Source organism: Paraglaciecola sp. MB-3u-78, assembly GCF_002835935.1.
Classification (GTDB): Bacteria; Pseudomonadota; Gammaproteobacteria; order Enterobacterales; family Alteromonadaceae; genus Paraglaciecola.
The window spans coordinates 1-20,415 of sequence record NZ_PJCF01000013.1 but is presented as its reverse complement, the minus strand read 5'-3'; the positions used below and the strand labels follow the sequence as shown (position 1 = coordinate 20,415).

Annotated in this window: 19 protein-coding genes and 1 pseudogene; 8 read left to right on the top strand and 12 right to left on the bottom strand. The window is 41.2% G+C overall.

The features are described from left to right. The first annotated feature begins 202 nt into the window (after positions 1-202). Positions 203-1,048, top strand: a complete 846-nt coding sequence (locus CXF95_RS23960) for an HDOD domain-containing protein (protein WP_101201035.1) — start codon at positions 203-205, stop codon at positions 1,046-1,048. A 42-nt stretch (positions 1,049-1,090) separates the two neighbouring features. On the opposite strand, the gene CXF95_RS23955 is transcribed toward CXF95_RS23960, so the two are convergent. Further along, positions 1,091-1,900, bottom strand: a complete 810-nt coding sequence (locus tag CXF95_RS23955; RefSeq protein ID WP_101201034.1) for an acyl-CoA thioesterase II — start codon at positions 1,898-1,900, stop codon at positions 1,091-1,093. 218 nt (positions 1,901-2,118) lie between these two features. On the opposite strand from CXF95_RS23955, the gene CXF95_RS23950 reads away from it, so the two are divergent. Together CXF95_RS23950 and CXF95_RS23945 are read left to right on the top strand one after the other, a co-directional pair. Beyond that, positions 2,119-3,441, top strand: coding sequence for an MFS transporter (locus CXF95_RS23950; RefSeq protein ID WP_101201033.1), 1,323 nt, complete (start codon positions 2,119-2,121; stop codon positions 3,439-3,441). A gap of 60 nt (positions 3,442-3,501) precedes the next feature. Next, entirely contained in the window at positions 3,502-4,320 is an 819-nt protein-coding gene (locus CXF95_RS23945; RefSeq protein WP_101201032.1) for an alpha/beta fold hydrolase, read from the top strand. A gap of 56 nt (positions 4,321-4,376) precedes the next feature. On the opposite strand, the gene glgC is transcribed toward CXF95_RS23945, so the two are convergent. The 9 genes from glgC to CXF95_RS23900 form a co-directional block, all read right to left on the bottom strand. Next, positions 4,377-5,639 (bottom strand): glucose-1-phosphate adenylyltransferase, encoded by a 1,263-nt coding sequence (glgC, locus tag CXF95_RS23940; protein ID WP_101201031.1) that lies wholly within the window; start codon positions 5,637-5,639, stop codon positions 4,377-4,379. Positions 5,640-6,183: 544 nt separating this feature from the next. Beyond that, positions 6,184-6,966: a prolipoprotein diacylglyceryl transferase gene (gene lgt / locus CXF95_RS23935; RefSeq protein WP_101201030.1), complete on the bottom strand. Its 783-nt coding sequence runs from the start codon at positions 6,964-6,966 to the stop codon at positions 6,184-6,186. Between the two features lie 75 nt (positions 6,967-7,041). Then, positions 7,042-7,299 (bottom strand): hypothetical protein, encoded by a 258-nt coding sequence (locus CXF95_RS23930; RefSeq protein ID WP_101201029.1) that lies wholly within the window; start codon positions 7,297-7,299, stop codon positions 7,042-7,044. Positions 7,300-7,309: 10 nt separating this feature from the next. Beyond that, positions 7,310-8,203 (bottom strand): hydroxymethylglutaryl-CoA lyase, encoded by an 894-nt coding sequence (locus CXF95_RS23925; protein ID WP_101201028.1) that lies wholly within the window; start codon positions 8,201-8,203, stop codon positions 7,310-7,312. Then, complete coding sequence (locus CXF95_RS23920; RefSeq protein WP_101201027.1) at positions 8,193-10,232, bottom strand: acetyl/propionyl/methylcrotonyl-CoA carboxylase subunit alpha; 2,040 nt, start codon at positions 10,230-10,232, stop codon at positions 8,193-8,195. The genes CXF95_RS23925 and CXF95_RS23920 overlap by 11 nt, the downstream gene beginning before the upstream one ends. An 11-nt stretch (positions 10,233-10,243) precedes the next feature. Continuing rightward, positions 10,244-11,038, bottom strand: a complete 795-nt coding sequence (locus CXF95_RS23915; protein WP_101201026.1) for an enoyl-CoA hydratase/isomerase family protein — start codon at positions 11,036-11,038, stop codon at positions 10,244-10,246. Positions 11,039-11,051: 13 nt separating this feature from the next. Continuing rightward, positions 11,052-12,659: a carboxyl transferase domain-containing protein gene (locus tag CXF95_RS23910; protein ID WP_101201025.1), complete on the bottom strand. Its 1,608-nt coding sequence runs from the start codon at positions 12,657-12,659 to the stop codon at positions 11,052-11,054. Positions 12,660-12,730: 71 nt separating this feature from the next. Next, positions 12,731-13,900, bottom strand: coding sequence for an isovaleryl-CoA dehydrogenase (locus CXF95_RS23905; RefSeq protein WP_101201024.1), 1,170 nt, complete (start codon positions 13,898-13,900; stop codon positions 12,731-12,733). Beyond that, entirely contained in the window at positions 13,897-14,307 is a 411-nt protein-coding gene (locus CXF95_RS23900) for a MerR family DNA-binding transcriptional regulator (protein WP_101201023.1), read from the bottom strand. Before CXF95_RS23900 ends, CXF95_RS23905 begins: the two co-directional genes overlap by 4 nt. Before the next feature lie 208 nt (positions 14,308-14,515). Between CXF95_RS23900 and CXF95_RS23895 the strand changes: the two genes are divergently transcribed. From CXF95_RS23895 to CXF95_RS23880, 4 genes and pseudogenes are all read left to right on the top strand, one after another. Beyond that, complete coding sequence (locus CXF95_RS23895) at positions 14,516-15,706, top strand: thiolase family protein (RefSeq protein WP_101201022.1); 1,191 nt, start codon at positions 14,516-14,518, stop codon at positions 15,704-15,706. 76 nt (positions 15,707-15,782) lie between these two features. After that, positions 15,783-16,025: a hypothetical protein gene (locus CXF95_RS30085; protein WP_198556690.1), complete on the top strand. Its 243-nt coding sequence runs from the start codon at positions 15,783-15,785 to the stop codon at positions 16,023-16,025. Between the two features lie 33 nt (positions 16,026-16,058). Then, positions 16,059-17,294, top strand: a complete 1,236-nt coding sequence (gene kynU, locus CXF95_RS23885; RefSeq protein ID WP_101201021.1) for a kynureninase — start codon at positions 16,059-16,061, stop codon at positions 17,292-17,294. Positions 17,295-17,360: 66 nt separating this feature from the next. Next, positions 17,361-17,483, top strand: a pseudogene (locus CXF95_RS23880) (SDR family NAD(P)-dependent oxidoreductase); the annotation flags it as partial. A gap of 36 nt (positions 17,484-17,519) precedes the next feature. Here the strand turns inward: CXF95_RS23880 and CXF95_RS23875 are convergent. Next, positions 17,520-19,142 carry a response regulator gene (locus CXF95_RS23875; RefSeq protein WP_101201020.1) on the bottom strand — a complete coding sequence of 541 codons (1,623 nt, stop codon included), beginning with the start codon at positions 19,140-19,142 and terminating at the stop codon, positions 17,520-17,522. 278 nt (positions 19,143-19,420) lie between these two features. Here CXF95_RS23875 and CXF95_RS30910 point away from each other — a divergent pair, with 278 nt between their 5' ends. Continuing rightward, complete coding sequence (locus CXF95_RS30910; RefSeq protein WP_232788013.1) at positions 19,421-19,588, top strand: DDE-type integrase/transposase/recombinase; 168 nt, start codon at positions 19,421-19,423, stop codon at positions 19,586-19,588. Positions 19,589-19,749: 161 nt separating this feature from the next. Here CXF95_RS30910 and CXF95_RS23865 read toward each other — a convergent pair whose 3' ends face one another. Further along, on the bottom strand, positions 19,750-20,061 hold the full coding sequence (locus CXF95_RS23865) for a hypothetical protein (RefSeq protein ID WP_101201019.1): 312 nt from the start codon (positions 20,059-20,061) through the stop codon (positions 19,750-19,752). Positions 20,062-20,415 lie beyond the last annotated feature (354 nt).

Below are 20,415 nucleotides of genomic sequence, written 5' to 3'. Positions count from 1 at the left end.
CCGATTATATTTTTGACATCATGCGTTAAGTCTAATCTTATATAGCAAGACATGAACCTTGAGGAGCACGGTTCATAAACAATCCTGTTGCAGATCATTAGTTGTTGCAACTTTATTCTTTGTAATTTTATGTCATTCAGCATGAAGTAAAATCAATCATAGCTTACAATCAGTAACACAGACTCTTAAGTGAATTAGTTTTATGAATGCACAAGACTATGCAGTAAACGCAGGTGATGTTTTTGTGTTACCTGAAGCGGTCTTAAAGATTAAACAATTAATTGATGATGATGCTACTTCTATGCGTGATATTGCAGATGTGATTAATTATGATCCGGCTGTCATGTCACAAGTATTGAAAATTTCTAATAGTGCCTTGTATCAATTCCCAAATACTATTACTACAGTTACCAAGGCTATTCAGGTGATTGGTACGGGTTCAATTTATGATCTTGTTTTATCTTATGGTGTTGCGAATGCCTTTAAGGATATTGATCCCGATGTAGTCGATTTAGAAAAGTTTTGGGAGCTAAGTGTAAGTTGCGCTTTGTTATGTAAATTTTTAGCAGAAGAAGTCGGGCTGAAAGAGCCTGAAAAGTTATTTGTGTGTGGTTTGTTACACAATCTTGGTGAACTGGTTTTGGTGCAATTAAATCCAGAAGATGCTCATAAATGCGCATCTATCTCAAGTGAAAATACGCCTTTGTTAATGCAAAAAAAGTATTTGGGTTTTTCATACTCAGATATCTCATTTGAATTGTTAAAACTTTGGGGTATACCCCAAGATATTTCGAAACTAGTCTCAAGAACACATGCTAGTGAATACACTGCTCAGAACAAAGCTGAAAAAATTATCCAACTCGCTTACTTATTAGCGCTTAATAACGTTCACAGTGAATTGTATTCAATACATTCTGGCATAACAGAGAATATGTACCAAAGCATAGGGATTGATGAAGAGTGTGTTAACAATGCACTCGATTTTAGTAATTTGAAGTTAATGAGTGTATTGGCATTATTTAGTCCATCAACATTCACTATTTTCTAAGGCGTTATCACATAACACTCTTGTCACTTTTACCCATTGCGATTAAGCAAATACTGCCACTACCTGCCTACTAATTGCCACTAAGGAACCATGTTTATCCAAGATATTGGCTTCAGTGTGGGCATATCCATCAGCTGCTTGTCTAGTATGTGCTTGATAAGCAAACCAATCACCACCTGACATTTTCTGATGAGGATGGATAAACTCTAAATTCCAGCTCAATGTACTGGCCATGGCTGGAGAGTTTAACATTTGTAAAATGGTTGGCGGCCAAATATCAATTAAAGCTATTAAATGAGCGTCAGAAGAGTCATTTGGCGGCTTTTTAAAACGCATCCATCCGTGAACGTCACTGTCCTTTTTACCCGTAAATGGCAATCCGCCTTTAGATTGTGCTAAATCAAAATACCCTAAAAACTTGGGCGTCACCTTGGGGATCTGGAGTATGAAATTCGGTGCTTGTGGGTAATCCATGTTGTGTTGTAGTGGATCAGATATGTTGACTATAGACTGCCTCGCAATACCAAAGCTCGCCTGACTCATCAACGCAACTTTGTTGTCTTGCACTATTCTGCCGACAACTTGAGTCACATTCTTTCCCTCCCTGAGAACCTCAACAATGATGCTAAACTCGGTATCTGCTTCTATAGGCCCTATAAAGTTGGTGCTTAGGGAACGCATCACCTTTTCAGAGTCAACGACGTCACGCATTGCCTGATAAACTAAAGAGGCAGACATGCCACCATAAAGAGTACGACCTTGCTCCCAACTGCTAGGGACTGACAGGGTGATGTCATTAATATTTGATTTTGCTTGTTGTTTGACTGAATTTAGCAATGTATCAATATGCATAAATACTTTGACTCCGTTAAATCGATTATTAGTCAATAACCGATCTTATCTGCAATCATTTATCATAAGACTTGGATGTGGTTAGATGATTTCATATCTTTATGGTTGAGCATAACTAACTGTTATACTTAGAAAAAGATAACAATTTAACTTGTAACTACTAGGTTTGCAGCCGTAACATAAGCCGATAATAAAAATGTATTTCCAAGGATTTATAGATGGCAAGTGACGACACAGTGAGCAGTGAATCCGTAGACGTTCCAACCGCGATATCGAATGGTTATCGGAATTATGTGTTATTCATTTTAACTTTAATTTACGCCTTTAATTTTATTGACCGTCAAATAATCGGAATCTTATCGCCCTTTATCAAGGCTGATTTGGGGTTAGATGATGCGCAGTTAGGCTGGCTCAAAGGCATATACTTCGCGTTGTTATACACAGTATTGGGCATTCCTATCGCTTGGCTCGCTGACAGATACAGTCGGGTCAATATAGTCACCATTTCACTCACTCTTTGGAGTGGCTTTACTGCTGCATCAGGTTTAGCCAGTAATTTCACACAACTTGCTTTTGCTCGAATAGGTGTAGGTATCGGTGAGGCTGGGGGCAGTCCACCATCTCATTCGATTATTTCAGATTTATTTCCTAAGGAAAAACGTGCTGGGGCTCTAGCTATTTATTCTTTAGGTATTCCTTTTGGTATTATGCTGGCGTTTTTTGCGTCCGCTTTTTTTCTCAGAGGTGGTGAAGCGGACTGGCGTATAGTCTTGATAGCGGTTGGTTTACCTGGAGTAGGATTGGCCATATTACTTAAGTTAACGGTTAAAGAACCTGCTCGCAGCGGTAATATGCAAACAGCCTCGGCACAAGGTAAATCATGGCAATCTATTAAGGCCTTGTTGTCTATTAAGTCTTGGTGGGGAATGTGTTTTGCTATTTCCTTTGGCTCTTTTGGCAATTACGCTATATCTACTTGGATGATTGACTTTTATGTGCGCGCCCATGCAGGTTTGGATATCACTCAATTCCTTATTATATTGGGCGTCATCAATGGTACTGCTTACGCTGGTGGTGTTTGGCTAGGTGGTGCATTGGTTGATAAATGGGGTAAAACTAACAGAAGGGCTTATGGATTGGTGCCAGCATTAGCGCTAGTAGTGGGGGCTCCTGCTTATTATCTTTCGTTGCAAGTGGAATCTCTTGAACTGTCCATCGCTTTAGTCACTATTTTACTCTTTACCAGTGGCTTCTATTTAGGGCCTTCTTTCGCACTTGCTCAAACGTTAGCACCGGTAAAAGTAAGAGCGATGTCTACGGCGTTATTTTTCTTTGTATTGAATATTATAGCCTTAGGTGGCGGGCCAACTTTTATTGGTATATTGAGTAACTTTTACACAGAACAACATGGTGAAGTTGAAGCCTTAAGATTATCATTATCTTGGCTTGCGGTGCCTTACATTATGTCGATTATTGCTTTCTTTTGGACTGCTAAACATATACCTGGTGATTGGAAAGCCGCTGAAATTCGCAATGGATAGATCACAGATGACTGATAATAGAAGTGCAGGTGAAAACTGCAGGATAATGGTGCGAGTAAAATGAAAAAATCATCAAAAATTGACTTGCACTTTGCCCATGCTAATGGATTTCCAGCACCCAGCTACCAGCAAATTTTCAATCAACTACCTGATAACTTTGAGTTACATGCATTAACCAAATTTGCACATTCAGTGCGCTTTCCCGTCAATGCCAATCTAGGCAATCAAGTTGCAGAGCTAATTGATTATTTAACTCATAAGGTAGCTAAACCTGTTTATGTTGTGGGTCATTCAATGGGAGCGGTGGTGTCCTTTATGGCTGCTTGCGAAAGACCTGATTTGATCAAAGGAGTGATAATGCTCGATCCTCCTATCGCTTCTGGGCTCGCTAGAATTGCATTTAAATTATTAAAATATTCACCCTTAATTGATAGGTTTTCACCTGCGGGTAAAGCCAAAGTGCGTTGCCAGAGTTGGCCTTTAGGCACTGACTTGGTGGCTTATTTTAAATCTAAGGCTTTATTCAAACACTTCCAATTGGAATGCATTCAAGATTACGTAGCCGCTGCTATTGACGAACGGGAGGGTAAGTTACAACTTAACTTCGACGCGCAGATTGAAGCGAGTATTTATCGAAATGTGCCCCACAATATCAATCAGTATTACCCGCGCCTATCTGTACCAAGCTTACTTGTAACTGGAAGTCATAGTGATGTGTGTATTCCATCATTTTTGGCGACTTTTGTTAAAAAAAGCAATATTGAACACCTTGTTTTTGAAGACGGGGGGCATATGTTTCCGTTGGAAAAACCACAGCAAGTAGCAAAAATTATTACTGATAGAATTCGTTTATGGGAAAAGGCTAGTAGCTTACAATAAAAAGCCGCTGTTAAAGCGGCTCTGTAATGTCTATGTCGATGGTTAATGTTTTAAACTTAGTATCCGATTTTTAGTCCAAACATTTCTCGGGTGACTAACACCACGCCCTTTTCTGTGACTCGGAAACCTCTGGCTAAATCATTCTCGCGACTATGACCAATAATAGTACCCTCGGGGATCACACAACCGCGGTCAATAATGGCTTTACGTATTCGGCAATTCCGTTGTACTTCGACATCTGGCAATAAGACAGAATCTTCTACTTCACTGTATGAGTGCACCCTGACACTAGAAAAACATATACTACGGCGTAAAGTGGCGCCAGAAATAATACAGCCACCTGAAACCACTGAGTTAATCGCAGTACCTCTGCGATTATCTTCTTCCCATACAAACTTGGCGGGAGGCAATTGTTCTTGATAGGTCCAAATCGGCCATTTTTTATCATATAAGTTCAGTGCAGGAACCGGGGCGACTAATTCCATATTGGCTTGCCAAAATGAATCTAAGGTACCTACATCGCGCCAATAGGCCTCGGTATCATCATCACTTTTGAATTGGAATGCATAAATCGCACCTTCTTCGATTATCGAAGGGATAATATCTTTCCCGAAGTCTCGTTCAGATCCTGATGTTTCGGAATCTGTTTTTAATTTCTCGAATAAATAATCGGTATCAAATACATAATTGCCCATGGAGGCTAGACATTTGGTGGGATCGTTAGGCAAAGGGGTAGGGTTCTCAGGTTTTTCTTCAAACCCAATAATTTTGAAATTTTCATCTACCGACATAACACCAAACTGCCCCGCGGCCTCTTCCAATGGAACGGGCATACAGCTAACTGTCATTTTAGCTCCCGATTCGGCATGTTGCGCAATTAAATTACCGTAGTCCATTCGGTATATATGATCCCCAGATAACACTAATACATATTTCGGCAGTTCGTCGCGGATGATATCGATATTTTGAAAAACAGCATCTGCGGTACCTTCATACCAGTTATCAGAAAAGCGCTGTGATGCAGGAAGGATCTCAACCGACTCGCCTAGTTCTTTCTTAAAATGTCCCCAGCCTCTGACTAAATGCCGAATCAGCGAGTGAGATTTGTACTGGGTAACCACGCCAACATTGCGGATCCCTGAATTAATACAATTGGATAAAGGAAAATCGATAATACGAAACTTACCGCCAAAATATAATGCCGGTTTTGCTCGCCAATTTGTCAGTTCATAAAGTCTTGAACCTCTACCACCGGCTAATATTAGTGCATAGGTATCGCGTGTTAAATTGCTGATATAACGAGACGCTTGTTTCGCCATAAATCCTTACTCCTGTCCGATTAACATTATTGTCATTTTACTCGCCACATTATTGAGTTTACACGACAGTTAACTAAATTCAATCAGGACTATTTGAAGGATCGAATAAATAAAAAATTTGATGGAAATATTAATTGTAGATAACCTAAACGTCTGGTTAAGACGTGCCGCTTGCCTTAAATTCATGACCTTTTCGATTTGAGTTAAAAGTTGGTAGGTGATCTAAGGCTTAACGATAAACCCAGTTGCTATTTCTTAACTTACTCAATATATCTATGGGGATTAGTATTACTCGATAAAAATCAATATCATCCAAATTGTTTTCTCACTGCAACATCATGACATTAGATAAATCTAAAACTACAGTTGCGCAATTCCACATCAATTTCGCAGTTCGCTATCTGTAAATTACTCAGCATCAAACGTACTGCAGGCCTTTGAAACCTAATGGGACTAAATGTATAACAAAGCATTAGAAGTGAAGTGCCATCCAGTAACCTAAAATATCAGCTCTGGATGACACTTCAACTAGGTGTAAGGTCGGTTAAGTACGACTTTTTTTCCATGCATTTAGCAGCAAATAAATACCAACCACAAAAAAAGGAATACTTAATAGTTGCCCTGTGCTTATGAGCGTATCTGAGGCATAAGCGGCTTGTTTGACTTTAACAAATTCGATGAGATATCTAGCGGTAAATACTAAACATAAAAAACCACCAAATAGTGCGCCTGATTGCTTTTTGATGTTGGAAAAACGATATAACAAGATCAAGGCTATAAATATGCTTAAGTAAGACAATGACTCATAGAGTTGAGCTGGATGCCTAGGCAATAGATCAATACGCGCAAATACCACAGCCCAAGGAACATCAGTCTGAATACCAATAATCTCGGAATTCATAAAATTAGCAAAACGCACAAAGAAGCCAAACAATGCAGTCGCAATAGCGAGCCTGTCTAATAACCACAAATACTTAACTTTATGTTTTCTTTGGAAAAAATATACAGCAATGATCACACCTAAACCACCACCATGGCTGGCAAGGCCTCCCTCCCATATAGCTAATATTTTCAGCGGGTTACTGAGGTAAAATTCTGGGTCATAGAATAAACAATGGCCGAGTCTGGCACCTACAATAATGCCGAAAACACAATACATCAGCAGTGAATCAAGTAATTCTAATTTGATTTTTTCTTGTTGGAAGATCCATTTCATGACTTGCAAACCCGCTAAAATAGCAGTAGCAAATAAGGCACCATACCAATGTATTTTTAATCCGAAAAACTCTATTAATACTGGGTTTACATCCCAAGTAAAAAATTCCATTCAATCTACCTTACTGCTGTTTGTGTAACTTAAGGGTATACATGTATTGTACCCGAATGACTTTTTAAACTCGTGCTAGTTTATGGTTTTATCACTTTTTTTATCACGCTTTTTCATGGAAAGGCGCGGTGGGTGACCACTGATAACCACGTAGTAAGCTAAACAACAGAGCATCGAAAAGATGATCATGCTGATAGAAACACTGCGCCAACCATCATAAAACAAGGTGTAAAGCAACATACCCACCACCAACAGAGTAGGTGATGCGGTTAATGCAATCATCACTCTGACATTTGCAGGTAGTGTGGGGCGAGATGGGGTTTGTTCAGTCAAGAAACTATCCTTATGCTGTTATTGCTCGAGCTACTTTGGAGTTCGATTGTCTACCTAATGCTTGCATCATTTTTAATCCAGCCTGAGTCAGCTGTTTAAGATTGATACCTGTTTTGATATTCATACCATCGAGCATATAGACTAAATCTTCTGTGGCGACATTGCCAGAGGCACCTTTGGCATAAGGGCAGCCACCCAAACCCGATACCGCACTATCTACCACCGATATACCCTGTTGCAGGGCAACCAATATATTAGCCAGTGCTTGGCCGTAGGTATCATGAAAATGCACGGCTAGTTTATCTTCTGGGATATTGTTTAAAACGGCAGCTAACATCTTCTGGGTTTTTATAGGAGTCCCTACACCAATGGTATCGCCTAGGGATACTTCATAGCAGCCCATATCAATTAACCGTTGACTAACCTCTGCTACTTTTTGTGGGTCAATATAACCTTCATAAGGACAGCCCAATACACAAGATACATAACCCCGAACGGGTAGATGATGTTTTTGCGCCAGCTCTATCACAGGTAAAAAGCGCTCTAGGCTTTCGGCGATAGAGCAGTTGATGTTTTTTTGTGAAAATGCCTCCGACGCGGCACCAAAAATAGCCACTTCGTCAGCTTTTGCCTCGATTGCTGCCTCTATACCACGTAAATTAGGGGTTAGCGCCGTATAACGAACATTGGGTTGTCGTTTGATTTGCTGAAACACCGCAGCGCTATCAGCCATTTGTGGGACCCACTTAGGTGAGACAAAGCTACCTGTTTCTATCACAGTACAACCTGCGTCAGCTAATTGTTCGACTAATGCAACCTTGGCTGCTAAGGGCACCAACTCTTGTTCATTTTGTAAGCCGTCTCTTGGGCCGACTTCGACTATTTTGACCGACTTAGGTAACATTTTCAGATGACTCTTTGTTAGTTTGTAAAACTTCAGCAGCTTGAAAATTCAGTAATTCGGCACCGCCATCGACCAACTCACCTGCTTTAAAATAAAATTCTTTAACACAACCTGCGGCAGGGGCTTTTAAACTATGTTCCATCTTCATGGCTTCCATCACCATTAAGGTTTGTCCTAGTGCAACTTGTTGGCCTAGTTCGACTAAAATAGCCACAACCGTGCCGTTCATAGGCGCGATAAACCCTGCGTCTGCGTTATTGTCTTGAGTATCACCTAAATCAGCCTGGATTGATTTAAAACGGATGACTTTGCCATTACAAAATACAGAGTGGCCATCTTGATGGGCGTTAACATTGGCGAGTGTTTTGTGTCCATTAATGGTGGATGTTAATTGGTTTTTCTCAATTACTCCTGAGCATTGATATGCTTGCTGATTGACTTTGATATCAAACACACTATGGCTACCTACACCCGTTTGGCTGACCTGTACGCAAAAAGCATTGTCGCCCACCACCAATTCTAAGTTTTGAAGGTGTTGCTCATTCGCTCGCCACGCATTACTTAACGACCAAGGTGAATATTGGTCTTGAACATTTGACGCGCTGTTTTGTTGACTACTAAGCATCAAATACAATGCAGCTATGGGTAATAAATCCTTAATATCTTGCTTATCGTTAAGCAGTAACAAGTCTTGATTTTTTTCTATAAAGCCTGTGTCAATTTGCTCAGCTTTAAAGGGGGCACTGTTGGCTAAGTTATACAAAAATTCAATGTTAGTGACAACACCGTCAATATGATACTCGGTTAAAGCTTTGGTTAATCTAGCTAGGGCCATGTCTCGGTTTTCGTCCCAAACAATTAATTTTGCGATCATGGGATCATAAAAAACGGATACTTCATCACCTTGTACCACTCCGGTGTCTACGCGAACATGCCGTGATTCAATCGGTGGTTGCAGTAGAGATAATCTGCCGGTCGCGGGTAAAAAGTCATTATTTGGATCTTCAGCATAAATTCTTGCTTCAAAAGCATGACCATTAATTTTTAGGGCATCTTGTGCCAATGGCAAGGGTTCGTTGTTGGCGACTCGCAGTTGCCATTCAACTAAATCCTGTCCAGTGATCATTTCAGTGACGGGATGCTCGACCTGTAAACGGGTATTCATTTCCATAAAATAGAATTGCCCATCACTGTCTAACAGAAACTCTACTGTACCAGCTCCGGCGTAATGGATGGCTTTAGCTGCTTTTAATGCGGCTTCGCCCATTTGCGCTCGCAACGCTTGTGTCATGCCAAAAGCAGGAGCCTCTTCGATGATTTTTTGATGGCGACGTTGTACCGAACAGTCCCGCTCAAACAAATAGACCCCATCGCCAAAGTTGTCACAGAACACTTGAATTTCAACATGACGCGGTTCGGTGAGGTATTTTTCGACTAACATCAAGTCATCGTTAAAGCTCGACATCGCCTCACGTTTTGCGGCTGCTAACGCATCGTTAAATTCGCTGCTTTTCCATACTTGGCGCATGCCTTTACCACCACCACCGGCAGCCGCTTTGAGCAATACAGGGTAGCCCATTTTGTCTGCGTGAGATTTTAAGCCGTCGACACTTTGGTCGTCACCATGGTAGCCCGGTACTAATGGCACCTTGGCAAGCTCCATTATATTTTTGGCAGCCGATTTTGAACCCATAGCCTCAATAGCACTAACAGGTGGACCTACAAATACAATATTATTTTGCTCACACAAATTTGCAAACGCGGCGTTTTCTGATAAAAACCCATAGCCTGGGTGAATCGCATCTGCGCCGACTTTTAGCGCGATTTGAATGATTTTTTCAGCTTGAAGATAACTGTCTTTAGATGGGGAAGGGCCGACATGAATCGCTTCGTCAGCCATCTTCACATGTAAAGCGTGTTGGTCGGCATCTGAATACAAGGCAACGGTTAATATACCCATACGTTTGGCTGTTTTGATAATGCGGCAACTAATTTCTCCGCGATTAGCAATCAATAATTTAGTGAACATGGTTTACTCCGTTATTCTTTTATCCAGTTGGCTCGGCGTTTCTGTAAAAACGCATTGAGGCCTTCTTGACCTTGTTCAGAGACTCGAAGCTCGGCAATTTTTTCGCTAGTCTTAGCTAAAAGTTCATCAGTAATAGGCTGATTCTGTACATCAAAAACAAGTTGTTTAGCTTCTCGGATGGCAGCGGGGGAGTTTTTTAGAATATGTTCAATTAGGTTTTCAATGGTGCGGTCGAGTTCTTCCTCTACTACTGCTTCACTAAGAAGCCCTAAACGTCTAGCGCGAGTGGCAGAAAATACCTCGGCAGTGGTAAAATAGCGTCTTGCTATTCTGGCACCTAAGGCATCAATCACGTAAGGGCTGATGGTGGCTGGGATCAATCCTAGCTTAACTTCGCTTAAACAAAACTTACTTAACTTACTACCAATGGCCATATCACAACAGGCCACCAAACCCACGGCACCACCAAACGCTGCACCTTGTACTCTAGCAATAGTGGGTTTGTCGATAGTGTTGAGGATAAAAAACATCTTAGCTAAGGCATTGGCATCGGCCAGATTCTGCTCATAGCTATAGGTTGCCATGCGCTGCATCCAGTTTAAATCGGCGCCAGCACTAAAGCTTTTTCCCGCTGCTGCCAACACCATTACCCGAATATTTTGATCCTGATTAACGCGGCTAAATATGTCCGTTAGTTCCAGAATCAACTTATCGTCAAAGGCATTATGGATCTCTGGCTGATTTAAGGTGACGGTAGCCACACCTCTTGTATCTATATTAAATAGAACTTTATCGGTTTGATTCATTATATTCTCATCCTTACATTCTAAAGACGCCAAACCGGGTGTCCTCTATAGGTTTATTTAAACTAGCTGAAATACACAATCCTAACACCTGGCGGGTGTCAGCTGGGTCTATTACACCGTCGTCCCACAACCTTGCTGAAGCATAATAAGGATGACCTTGGGTTTCGTAGGTATCAATAATAGGTTGTTTGAACTGGGTTTCTTGCTCTGCACTCCATTGCTCGTTGACACGCTCTTTTTGTTCACGTTTAACTTGCGCAAGCACACCTGCTGCTTGTTCGCCTCCCATCACAGAGATGCGGGCGTTAGGCCACATAAACATAAAACGTGGATCATAAGCACGGCCACACATGCCGTAATTGCCTGCACCAAAACTTCCACCAATCAAGATGGTGAATTTAGGTACTTTGGCACAGGCTACTGCTGTGACCATTTTCGCGCCATGTTTTGCTATGCCGCCTGCTTCGTATTGTTTGCCCACCATAAATCCAGTAATGTTTTGTAGAAACACTAAGGGAATTTTGCGCTGGGCACAGAGCTCAATAAAGTGTGCGCCTTTTTGCGCTGATTCTGAAAATAAAATACCGTTGTTGGCGACTATGCCCACGGGGTAACCAAAAATTCTGGCAAAACCGCAGATCAGTGTTTGACCATATAACGCTTTAAATTCATCAAACTCTGACCCATCTACCACACGTGCAATCACTTCTCTTACATCATAGGGTTGTCGTTTATCTTTTGGGATAACACCATATATTTCGTCACCTGCATAGGATGGCTCAACCGGTTCGAGTACATCGAGTTCAATTGTTTTTTTACGGTTTAATCTGGCGATAGCGTCTCTGGCAATCTTTAATGCGTGATGGTCGTTGTTGGCTAAGTGATCGACGACTCCTGATGTACGGCAATGCACATCGCCGCCACCTAAGTCTTGTGCACTGACCACTTCACCTGTGGCTGCTTTGACTAATGGAGGACCACCTAAAAATATAGTGCCTTGCTCTTTAACAATAATGGACTCATCAGCCATCGCAGGCACATACGCCCCTCCGGCGGTACATGAACCCATCACCACGGCAATTTGTGGAATATTTTGCGCAGACAAGTTGGCTTGGTTGAAAAATATTCGGCCAAAATGTTCTCTGTCTGGAAACACTTCATCTTGACGAGGCAAGTTAGCCCCACCTGAATCCACTAAATAGATACAAGGCAAATTATTTTGTTCAGCTATGGTTTGGGCCCGGAGGTGTTTTTTCACGGATAACGGGTAATAACTGCCCCCTTTTACTGTGGCGTCGTTGGCCACTATCATACATTCAACGCCCGACACGCGGCCTATACCCGCAATCACACCCGCAGCAGGAACATTGTCTTCATACACTTTGTATGCAGCAAGTTGTGACAATTCCAGAAAAGGTGAGCCTGAGTCAAGTAGGGTATTGATCCGCTCTCTAGGAAGTAGTTTGCCTCGATCAAGATGCCTTTGGTTGGCCTTTTCGCCTCCGCCGTTTTTGATGATCGCAATTTTATCTTTTAGGTCGTCTACTTGCTCTTGCATGTGTAGCGCGTTAACCAAGAATTCTTGGCTTTTGGTATTTAGCTTACTGGTGATTTTCGGCACAGTATTGCTCCGGTTATTTGCAAAAGGAGGTTTTAAACGGGCTCTTTATAACAGCTCTTTATAAAAGCAATTTAAGCTGACTCTTTAAACAACTCTCGACCAATCAACATTCTGCGAATTTCAGACGTGCCCGCACCAATTTCATACAACTTGGCATCTCGTAACAAACGCCCCGCTGGAAATTCGTTGATGTAGCCATTGCCTCCTAAAAGTTGGATCGCGTCTAAAGCCATTTTTGTTGCCAGCTCTGCAGAATAAAGGATCGCGCCTGCTGAATCTTTTCGGGTGGTCTCACCTCTGTCACACGAACGTGCGACGGCATAAACATAAGCTCTAGCAGCATTCATCTGGGTGTACATATCCGCTACTTTGCCTTGTACTAATTGGAACTCACCAATCGATTGTCCAAACTGTTTACGGTCATGGATATAAGGTACCACTAAGTCCATACAGGCTTGCATGATACCCAGTGGTCCGCCGGATAGAACCACACGTTCGTAATCTAAGCCACTCATCAACACTCTTGCACCGCCGCCTTCTTGGCCAAGAATGTTTTCTGCTGGGACTTCACAGTCTTGAAAAACTAGTTCGCAAGTGTTAGATGAACGCATCCCTAATTTGTCCAACTTCTGTGCCTGGGTAAATCCTTTAGTACCCCGTTCGACGATAAAAGCGGTCATACCTTTGGCACCGGCTGTTACATCGGTTTTGGCATACACTACAAAGGTATGAGCATCAGGGCCGTTGGTGATCCACATTTTGCTACCATTTAACACATACACATCGCCACGTTTGTCGGCACGAAGTTTCATGCTAACGACATCTGAGCCTGCGTTTGGCTCACTCATCGCTAAGGCACCGATATGTTCACCGCTAACTAACTTGGGTAAGTAGGTTTTTTTCTGAGCATCGCTGCCGTTTTTGTGGATTTGATTGACGCATAAATTTGAATGAGCGCCATAACTTAACCCAATGCCAGCTGAGGCACGGCTGACTTCTTCCATGGCAATGACGTGAGCCAAATAGCCCATATCAGAACCGCCGTATTGTTCGGCAACCGTCACGCCTAAAAGCCCCATCGCGCCTAGTTTCGGCCATAATTCATTTGGGAAACTATTATTTTTATCTGCCTTGTCCGCTAAGGGGGCTATTTCACCTTGGGCGAAGTTATATACGTGGTCACGTAACATATCGATATCTTCACCGAGACCAAAATTTAAGGTTGGATAGGGGGCATTCATGCGGTTTGTCCTTGTTTTAAGGTATGGAGCGTTAAGGCATTGAGTTCTTCTTGGCAGCGGGCTTCTACGTCTTCTAGTTCAGCCTTTAGCATTTCAATGTCTTCTAGTTGTTGTTGCATATGAGCACGTTTTTCATCTGTCATTTTGAGCATAGCTTCTAGCTGTACTTTTGAATTTTGGTGACTGTCATACAAATCAAATAAGGTTTTGGTTTCCGCTAAGGAAAATCCTAAACGTTTACCACGTAAAATCAGTTTTAAACGAACCTGATCTTTTTTCATATAAATACGATTTTGGCCATTACGAGTCGGGCTTAATAAACCTTGCTCTTCATAAAATCGAATAGAGCGCGGTGTAATGTCCATTGATTTGGCTAGTTCGCCTATGCTAAAAGTCATTTCACTCATTATTTTCTCAGGTTAGTAAGATCAATATTTGGTAATAAGGTTTACGTTTACGTAAACTGAAACTAAATGTAAAGTGTTACGGTTTTAAAATCAATCTTGTAAAGCGTATATTAGCTAAGTCAGTCATTGTGATAACAGCCAAAGCGTGCAAATTCCTGTACGCCAGTGGGTAACAAAATAGTAAATAGATCAAAATTTAGGAGTTTTTATGTCTGATAATACAATTGTAATTGTGTCTGCAAAGCGCACACCTTTGGGTGGGTTTATGGGAAGTCTCTCGCCGATGACGACTACAGAAATAGGGGCTTGCGCTATTCAAGCTGTACTGGAAGCCACCCCAGATTCTGCTGGAGTAATGTCACATATCGATGAAGTGATAATGGGCTGTGTGTTGCCAGCAGGTTTAGGGCAGTCTCCAGCCAGACAAGCGTCGTTAAAAGCAGGTTTACCCTTAGCAACTGGCGTAACAACCATTAACAAAGTCTGTGGCTCAGGTATGAAAGCCCTTATGTTGGCCCATGATTTGATCAAAGCGGGCACGGCAGAAGCGATAGTGGCAGGGGGCATGGAGAGCATGAGCAATGCGCCTTATTTATTGCCAAAAGCCCGTTCTGGTTATCGCATGGGACATGGGCAGGTACTAGATCACATGATGCTCGATGGTTTAGAAAATGCCTATGATGGACAAGCCATGGGATGTTTTGCCCAAGCAACAGCCGATGCTGAAGGCATTACTCGTGAACAAATGGATGAATTTGCTTTAGCCAGTTTACAAAAGGCCAACAGTGCTCAAGATGCAGGTTTGTTCGTTGACGAGATAACCCCAGTGACTATTAAAAGTCGTAAAGGCGATGTGTTAATTGATAGCGATGATGGCCCAAAACAAGCTAAACCAGAAAAAATACCCACCTTACGCCCAGCATTTAAAAAAGACGGAACAGTGACTGCCGCCAATTCAAGTTCTATTTCTGACGGTGCTGCTGCTATGTTGGTTATGTCTGCTAGTAAAGCCCAAGCTTTAGGTTTAACACCTTTAGCTAAAATTGTTGCCCATAGTTCCCATGCCATTGAACCAGAAAATTTCACAGTTGCCCCAGTGGGCGCAATGGAAAAATTATTTAAAAAAACGGGCTGGTCTCATGAAGAGGTAGATTTATTCGAAATTAATGAAGCCTTTGCTATGGTCACTATGTTGGCCATTAAAAAGCTCGGATTAAACCCAGACAAGGTCAACATTAAAGGTGGAGCCTGTGCCCTTGGGCATCCTATTGGCGCATCTGGTGCAAGGGTTATTGTCACCTTATTACACGCCCTTAAACAAAAAAATCTTAAAAAGGGTATCGCGACTTTGTGTATTGGTGGGGGCGAAGCTACCGCAATTGCAGTTGAAATGATCTAATCCAAATATTGGTTTAGCTTGTATAGAAGCAGTGTTAGTTTTAACGCTGCTTTTTTCATTAAGGAAATCGACTATTGTGAATTGGTTACTAATATTATCCCTGAGCATCCTCTCGCTCACTGCCATCGCTTCGCAACCCATCATAAAATTTCCAAAGGTAGAGATGGATGTTGCCTTCTCAAAAATTGCAGCATTACCTTTCAGGCCCGCAGACAATAAAATTGCCTATGGAGAAGACCCTTTACAATTCGCGTTACTTTGGCGAGCTAAAAAGGTTAGCAAGCTTGAAAATAAACAGCAAAACCTCTGGTTATTTTAATCCATTGACCCAACAATTAAACGGATTAGCAAAATGAATTTTGATGAGATTATTGCCTTAGATAAAGCCGATCCTTTAGCTAAAAAACGTTTAGAGTTCGACCTGCCAGCCAACACCATATACTTAGATGGCAATTCATTAGGCGCCTTGCCTAAATCGGTCAAATCAAGGGTGGCAGAGGTGGTTTGCCAGCAATGGGGAAACGATTTAATCAAAAGTTGGAATAGCCATAGCTGGATTGATTTGCCGATTAAAGTGGGCGAAAAAATAGCGCCCATTATTGGCGCGGCCCAAGGCCAAGTTATATGTTGTGACTCTATATCTGTGAATTTATTTAAGCTGTTATGTAGTGCCCTTACACTGAATTCAGAGCGAACAGTGGTGTTGTCAACAACAGACAACTTTCCCACTGACTTATATATGGTGCAAGGGTTGAGTGATTTGTTAGGACCCGACCTATGCCAACTTCAAATGGTTGAAGAGCAAGATATACAGCAAAATTTAACCGAGTCTGTAGCTGTATTATTGCTCACCCAAGTGAATTTTCGTACCGGTAGGTTATTGGACATGGCAAAGCTCACCCAGCTTGCCCATGAAAAAGGTATTATAGTGATTTGGGATTTAGCCCATAGTGCTGGTGCTTTGCCTGTGGAGCTCGATACCTGTGAAGCTGACTTTGCGGTGGGTTGTGGTTACAAATATCTAAATGGTGGACCAGGATCGCCGGCATTTTTATACGTAGCCAAACGCCATCAACAAGGGCTTAAACAACCCTTATCTGGCTGGATGGGGCATGCAAAACCTTTTGCTTTTGATGCTAAATATGCGCCTGCGCCGAATATTAATCAATTTCAGTGTGGTACGCCTAGTGTGATATCTATGAGTGCCTTGGATGCGGCCCTTGATGTATGGCAGGACGTGGATATGTTGCAGATTAGAAATAAGTCAGAGGCGTTAGCTGATGCATTTATTAAGCTTATTCAAATGAACGATTGTTTACAGGACTTAGTCTTGTGTTCACCTGAAATTGCGCAGCAAAGAGGCAGTCAGTTGGCTTTCTCACACAATGATGCGTTTGCCATTTGCCAAGCTCTAATTGAAAAGGGGGTGATAGCCGATTTCCGTGCACCCAATATATTGCGCTTTGGTTTTACCCCACTGTATACCTCGTTTGAGGATATCTGGTTGGCCGTGACAATCTTGGTCAATATTGTAGAAAGTGAGGAATATAAAGAGCCACGTTTTAATATCACTCAAAAAGTGACGTAAATTTTGTTTTAAACGATATATGCGCGATTTTCGCAACCACCCGTTGAAATATTGGTAGATGATTTTATGCAAACTAACAAAATAGTGGTTATTACCGGTGCGAGTAGAGGAATTGGTGCTGCAACAGCTAAATTTTTTGCGCAAAAGGGTTATTGGGTATGTATCAACTTCTTAGGTGATGATATTGCTGGTGGATTGTAAACGCTTTCTGTTTAGTCAAAATAATTATGCCAAGGCATCTAAAATGGTACGGATCTTGTGATACCTTTCTTGTTGCGTATCATTTAACTTACTATTTTCAATCGTTTTAATACATTTTTTAAGTACAGGATTAGATAGGTTTAGGGCACCTAATTTTGCCGCCTGTGATGAAATTGCTTGCAACAGATTAAGGGCAATAGAAGTATTTTTGGGCATAATGGCAAAGGCCTGAGTAAATACCTCCATGGCATGGTCGATATCCCCTTTTTCAAAATATTCAACTGCTGTGTTGTTTAAGTCTTTTGAACTAAATTTAATCGTAGACTTCTCTTGTTTTTCTTGATTGATATAATGTAAAAAAATCTCATTTTGATCAGAATCGTCCTTACAACGGTCTTCTATTTGTTTTAACACGGCTTGTGAGCGTTCATGTAAACCTACATCATGAAATATCTTGGCTTTATCCAATAAGGCCTCAATGCCTTCTTTGTCCCAACTGTCTTCGTCTAGCTTACTGAGTAAAGCTAAAGCATTATCTTTTTCATCTTCGAGATACATTAATCTCGCATTGACAACTTTCATCTGCTCTTGCACATCTGCTTTTGGAAACGCCTGTTTAAGCTGCCTAACGTATTCCTTTGCTTGTTTGATTAATCTCTCGGTATCAGATGCCTCTGTTGTCATGGCATAGTCGATACCCGATCTGGCAACGTTTAAATAATTTTCAGGTTTATCATGAATAGAGTTTTTAGCAAAACGAACGATTTTTTTCGCCGCTTCGAATTGGGTTTCATAGTCATGTGTAATACGAGATAAGTCCAGAGCAGTTTTATGCCGACGAATACTCCGAGGAGAAATCTCAGTGGCCATCATCACGCACTCCAGTGCGGTATCAAAATCATTTTGTTTGATCTGCAAGGCTGTTAGCAGGTCATACGCGGCAAGTTGTGAGTCTGGTTTGAAGGCTAAGCGTAATACCAGTTTTTCTGCAGATTCATCTTCATTGAGATGCAAATAACTGTTTACTAATCCCAATTGCGCCCAGGTAAAAGTTTGCACTTTTAAGATGGCTAAATAAAAGTCCTTAGCCTGTTGAAAGTTGCCGCAGGCGGTGAGCATTTCACCTTTAATTTTCAGCGCCAAAGGGAAAAACTCTGAATATTTAGGCTTGCCTAAAAACAACTCCACCTCTGATAAGGCTCGAACAAATTGATGTTTATCAATACACAGATAGACATCATTTAAGGCTTTTTTACGGGTCAGTACACGGCTTAATCTGCGATCTAATTCTTTGACTGTAAATGGTTTAGCTAAAAAATCGTCAGGTTGTAATTCAATAATGCTTTGCACTAAATCAGAATTAGTATCGGCACTAATAAACACAAAAGCGGTACTTAAAGGCAGCTCACCATTGGTTTTAATTTCATCATAAAAATAATAACCATCTTGCTCGTGTTTTAAGTTGTAAGAACAAATGATTAAATCAAATCGCTGACTTCTTAATGTGGTTAGAGCAAGATTAATTTTATCCACATAAGTAATATCGCTAAACCCCAGCTCCTCTAAGGAATATTTCATATATCCCTTAGCTAAAGCTTGATCATCTACGATGAGTACTTTGGTATTTTTAGCCAGTTGTGAATTCATTGGTAACCAATATTTTTAATATGCCTAAAGGTTATCGTATTTGCAGCTAAAATAATAAGTCCTAACGCAGAAAATAGTGACATTTTTTAACTCATACAACGGATTAAGTTGAAAGTTTTTATGAATAATTGTCTCCATTGATTAAAAAATGAGGCGACAACAATCCTGACATAGCGGTCAGTTACGAAACTGTTAGAAATTGGTGTGATAAATTCGGGCAAAGGTATTGTAGTAAAATCAGGAAGAACCGAGGGCAATTAGGTGATACCTGGTATCGTGTGGTCTTTATCAAGATCAGCGGTGTTCTGCATTACCTTTGGCGGGCCGTCGATCAGGATGGTGATGAAATTGACATTCTGGTTCAAAAACGTAAAGACAAGAAAGCAGCGAGCCGATCCTTCCGAAAGTGGTTAATAATCTATTTAGGCTTGGTCGCCATTCCATGAAAGCGAGTCATTATAGAGTTTTGCGAGACCGAGCTTTCGTAGAGTGGGATAGGGCAAGTTGTGTCCAAAATTTGGCATAGCTAGCTAAATCATCATTCAATTCATCCGAACTCAATAACTTGACAGTACCGTCAAGTTCATTAATGTCCAACAAACATTTTTTAACGAGCTGACTCCTTAAGTCGCTCGTAAGCCGGAATGTTGAAAAAATCACTGTCGTCATCAATCAGGGCTTTTTTTACCTGTTCTTTGTGATTTTTGCGTTCTTCAACGGTTTGGCCGAACACTTCAATATGCGCTTTGTTCATCAGTTCTTTGGCATTGTCTGGACTAAAAAAGCCAAGTAACTTACCAGCTTGCAACAACCCCTCGGTACGAAACTTTAACTTATCGTCCTTTTGTCCTTTGAGAGTGTTGCTAAACACCTGTACCAGTTGGCTATAGCAATAAGCTGAGTATTCTTGGTTGTTCATGATTAACGTCCATTATTCCTTGGTAGATTTGGAGACTAACTTGTTTTTTATTTTGAGTGAACATATTAATATTTGCCACAATTGAAGTAAGGTAATCTGCCGAACCCATAGTAGACTAAAGTAGTAATTACTTATTGCATTTACATAATTTTAGAGTAGTTTAAATCCCTGATAAGTAACAACTTACTTTTTAAAGTGGTAGGTAAGGGAATAATAGATGTTAGTCCATGGACTACATACATAAGGGGTCAGGTCTTTACATACATAAGGGGTCAGGTCTTGAATTTTGTACATACATAAGGGGTCAGGTCTTGAATTTTGCACAAAATTCAAGACCTGACCCCACACTTTTTG

Coding starts and splice junctions, on each gene's coding strand:
- CXF95_RS23960 (WP_101201035.1), top strand. CDS start 203: ATGAATGCACAAGACTATGCAGTAAACGCAGGTGATGTTTTTGTGTTA.
- CXF95_RS23955 (WP_101201034.1), bottom strand. CDS start 1,900: ATGCATATTGATACATTGCTAAATTCAGTCAAACAACAAGCAAAATCA.
- CXF95_RS23950 (WP_101201033.1), top strand. CDS start 2,119: ATGGCAAGTGACGACACAGTGAGCAGTGAATCCGTAGACGTTCCAACC.
- CXF95_RS23945 (WP_101201032.1), top strand. CDS start 3,502: ATGAAAAAATCATCAAAAATTGACTTGCACTTTGCCCATGCTAATGGA.
- glgC (WP_101201031.1), bottom strand. CDS start 5,639: ATGGCGAAACAAGCGTCTCGTTATATCAGCAATTTAACACGCGATACC.
- lgt (WP_101201030.1), bottom strand. CDS start 6,966: ATGGAATTTTTTACTTGGGATGTAAACCCAGTATTAATAGAGTTTTTC.
- CXF95_RS23925 (WP_101201028.1), bottom strand. CDS start 8,203: ATGTTACCTAAGTCGGTCAAAATAGTCGAAGTCGGCCCAAGAGACGGC.
- CXF95_RS23920 (WP_101201027.1), bottom strand. CDS start 10,232: ATGTTCACTAAATTATTGATTGCTAATCGCGGAGAAATTAGTTGCCGC.
- CXF95_RS23915 (WP_101201026.1), bottom strand. CDS start 11,038: ATGAATCAAACCGATAAAGTTCTATTTAATATAGATACAAGAGGTGTG.
- CXF95_RS23905 (WP_101201024.1), bottom strand. CDS start 13,900: ATGAATGCCCCCTATCCAACCTTAAATTTTGGTCTCGGTGAAGATATC.
- CXF95_RS23900 (WP_101201023.1), bottom strand. CDS start 14,307: ATGAGTGAAATGACTTTTAGCATAGGCGAACTAGCCAAATCAATGGAC.
- CXF95_RS23895 (WP_101201022.1), top strand. CDS start 14,516: ATGTCTGATAATACAATTGTAATTGTGTCTGCAAAGCGCACACCTTTG.
- kynU (WP_101201021.1), top strand. CDS start 16,059: ATGAATTTTGATGAGATTATTGCCTTAGATAAAGCCGATCCTTTAGCT.
- CXF95_RS23875 (WP_101201020.1), bottom strand. CDS start 19,142: ATGAATTCACAACTGGCTAAAAATACCAAAGTACTCATCGTAGATGAT.
- CXF95_RS23865 (WP_101201019.1), bottom strand. CDS start 20,061: ATGAACAACCAAGAATACTCAGCTTATTGCTATAGCCAACTGGTACAG.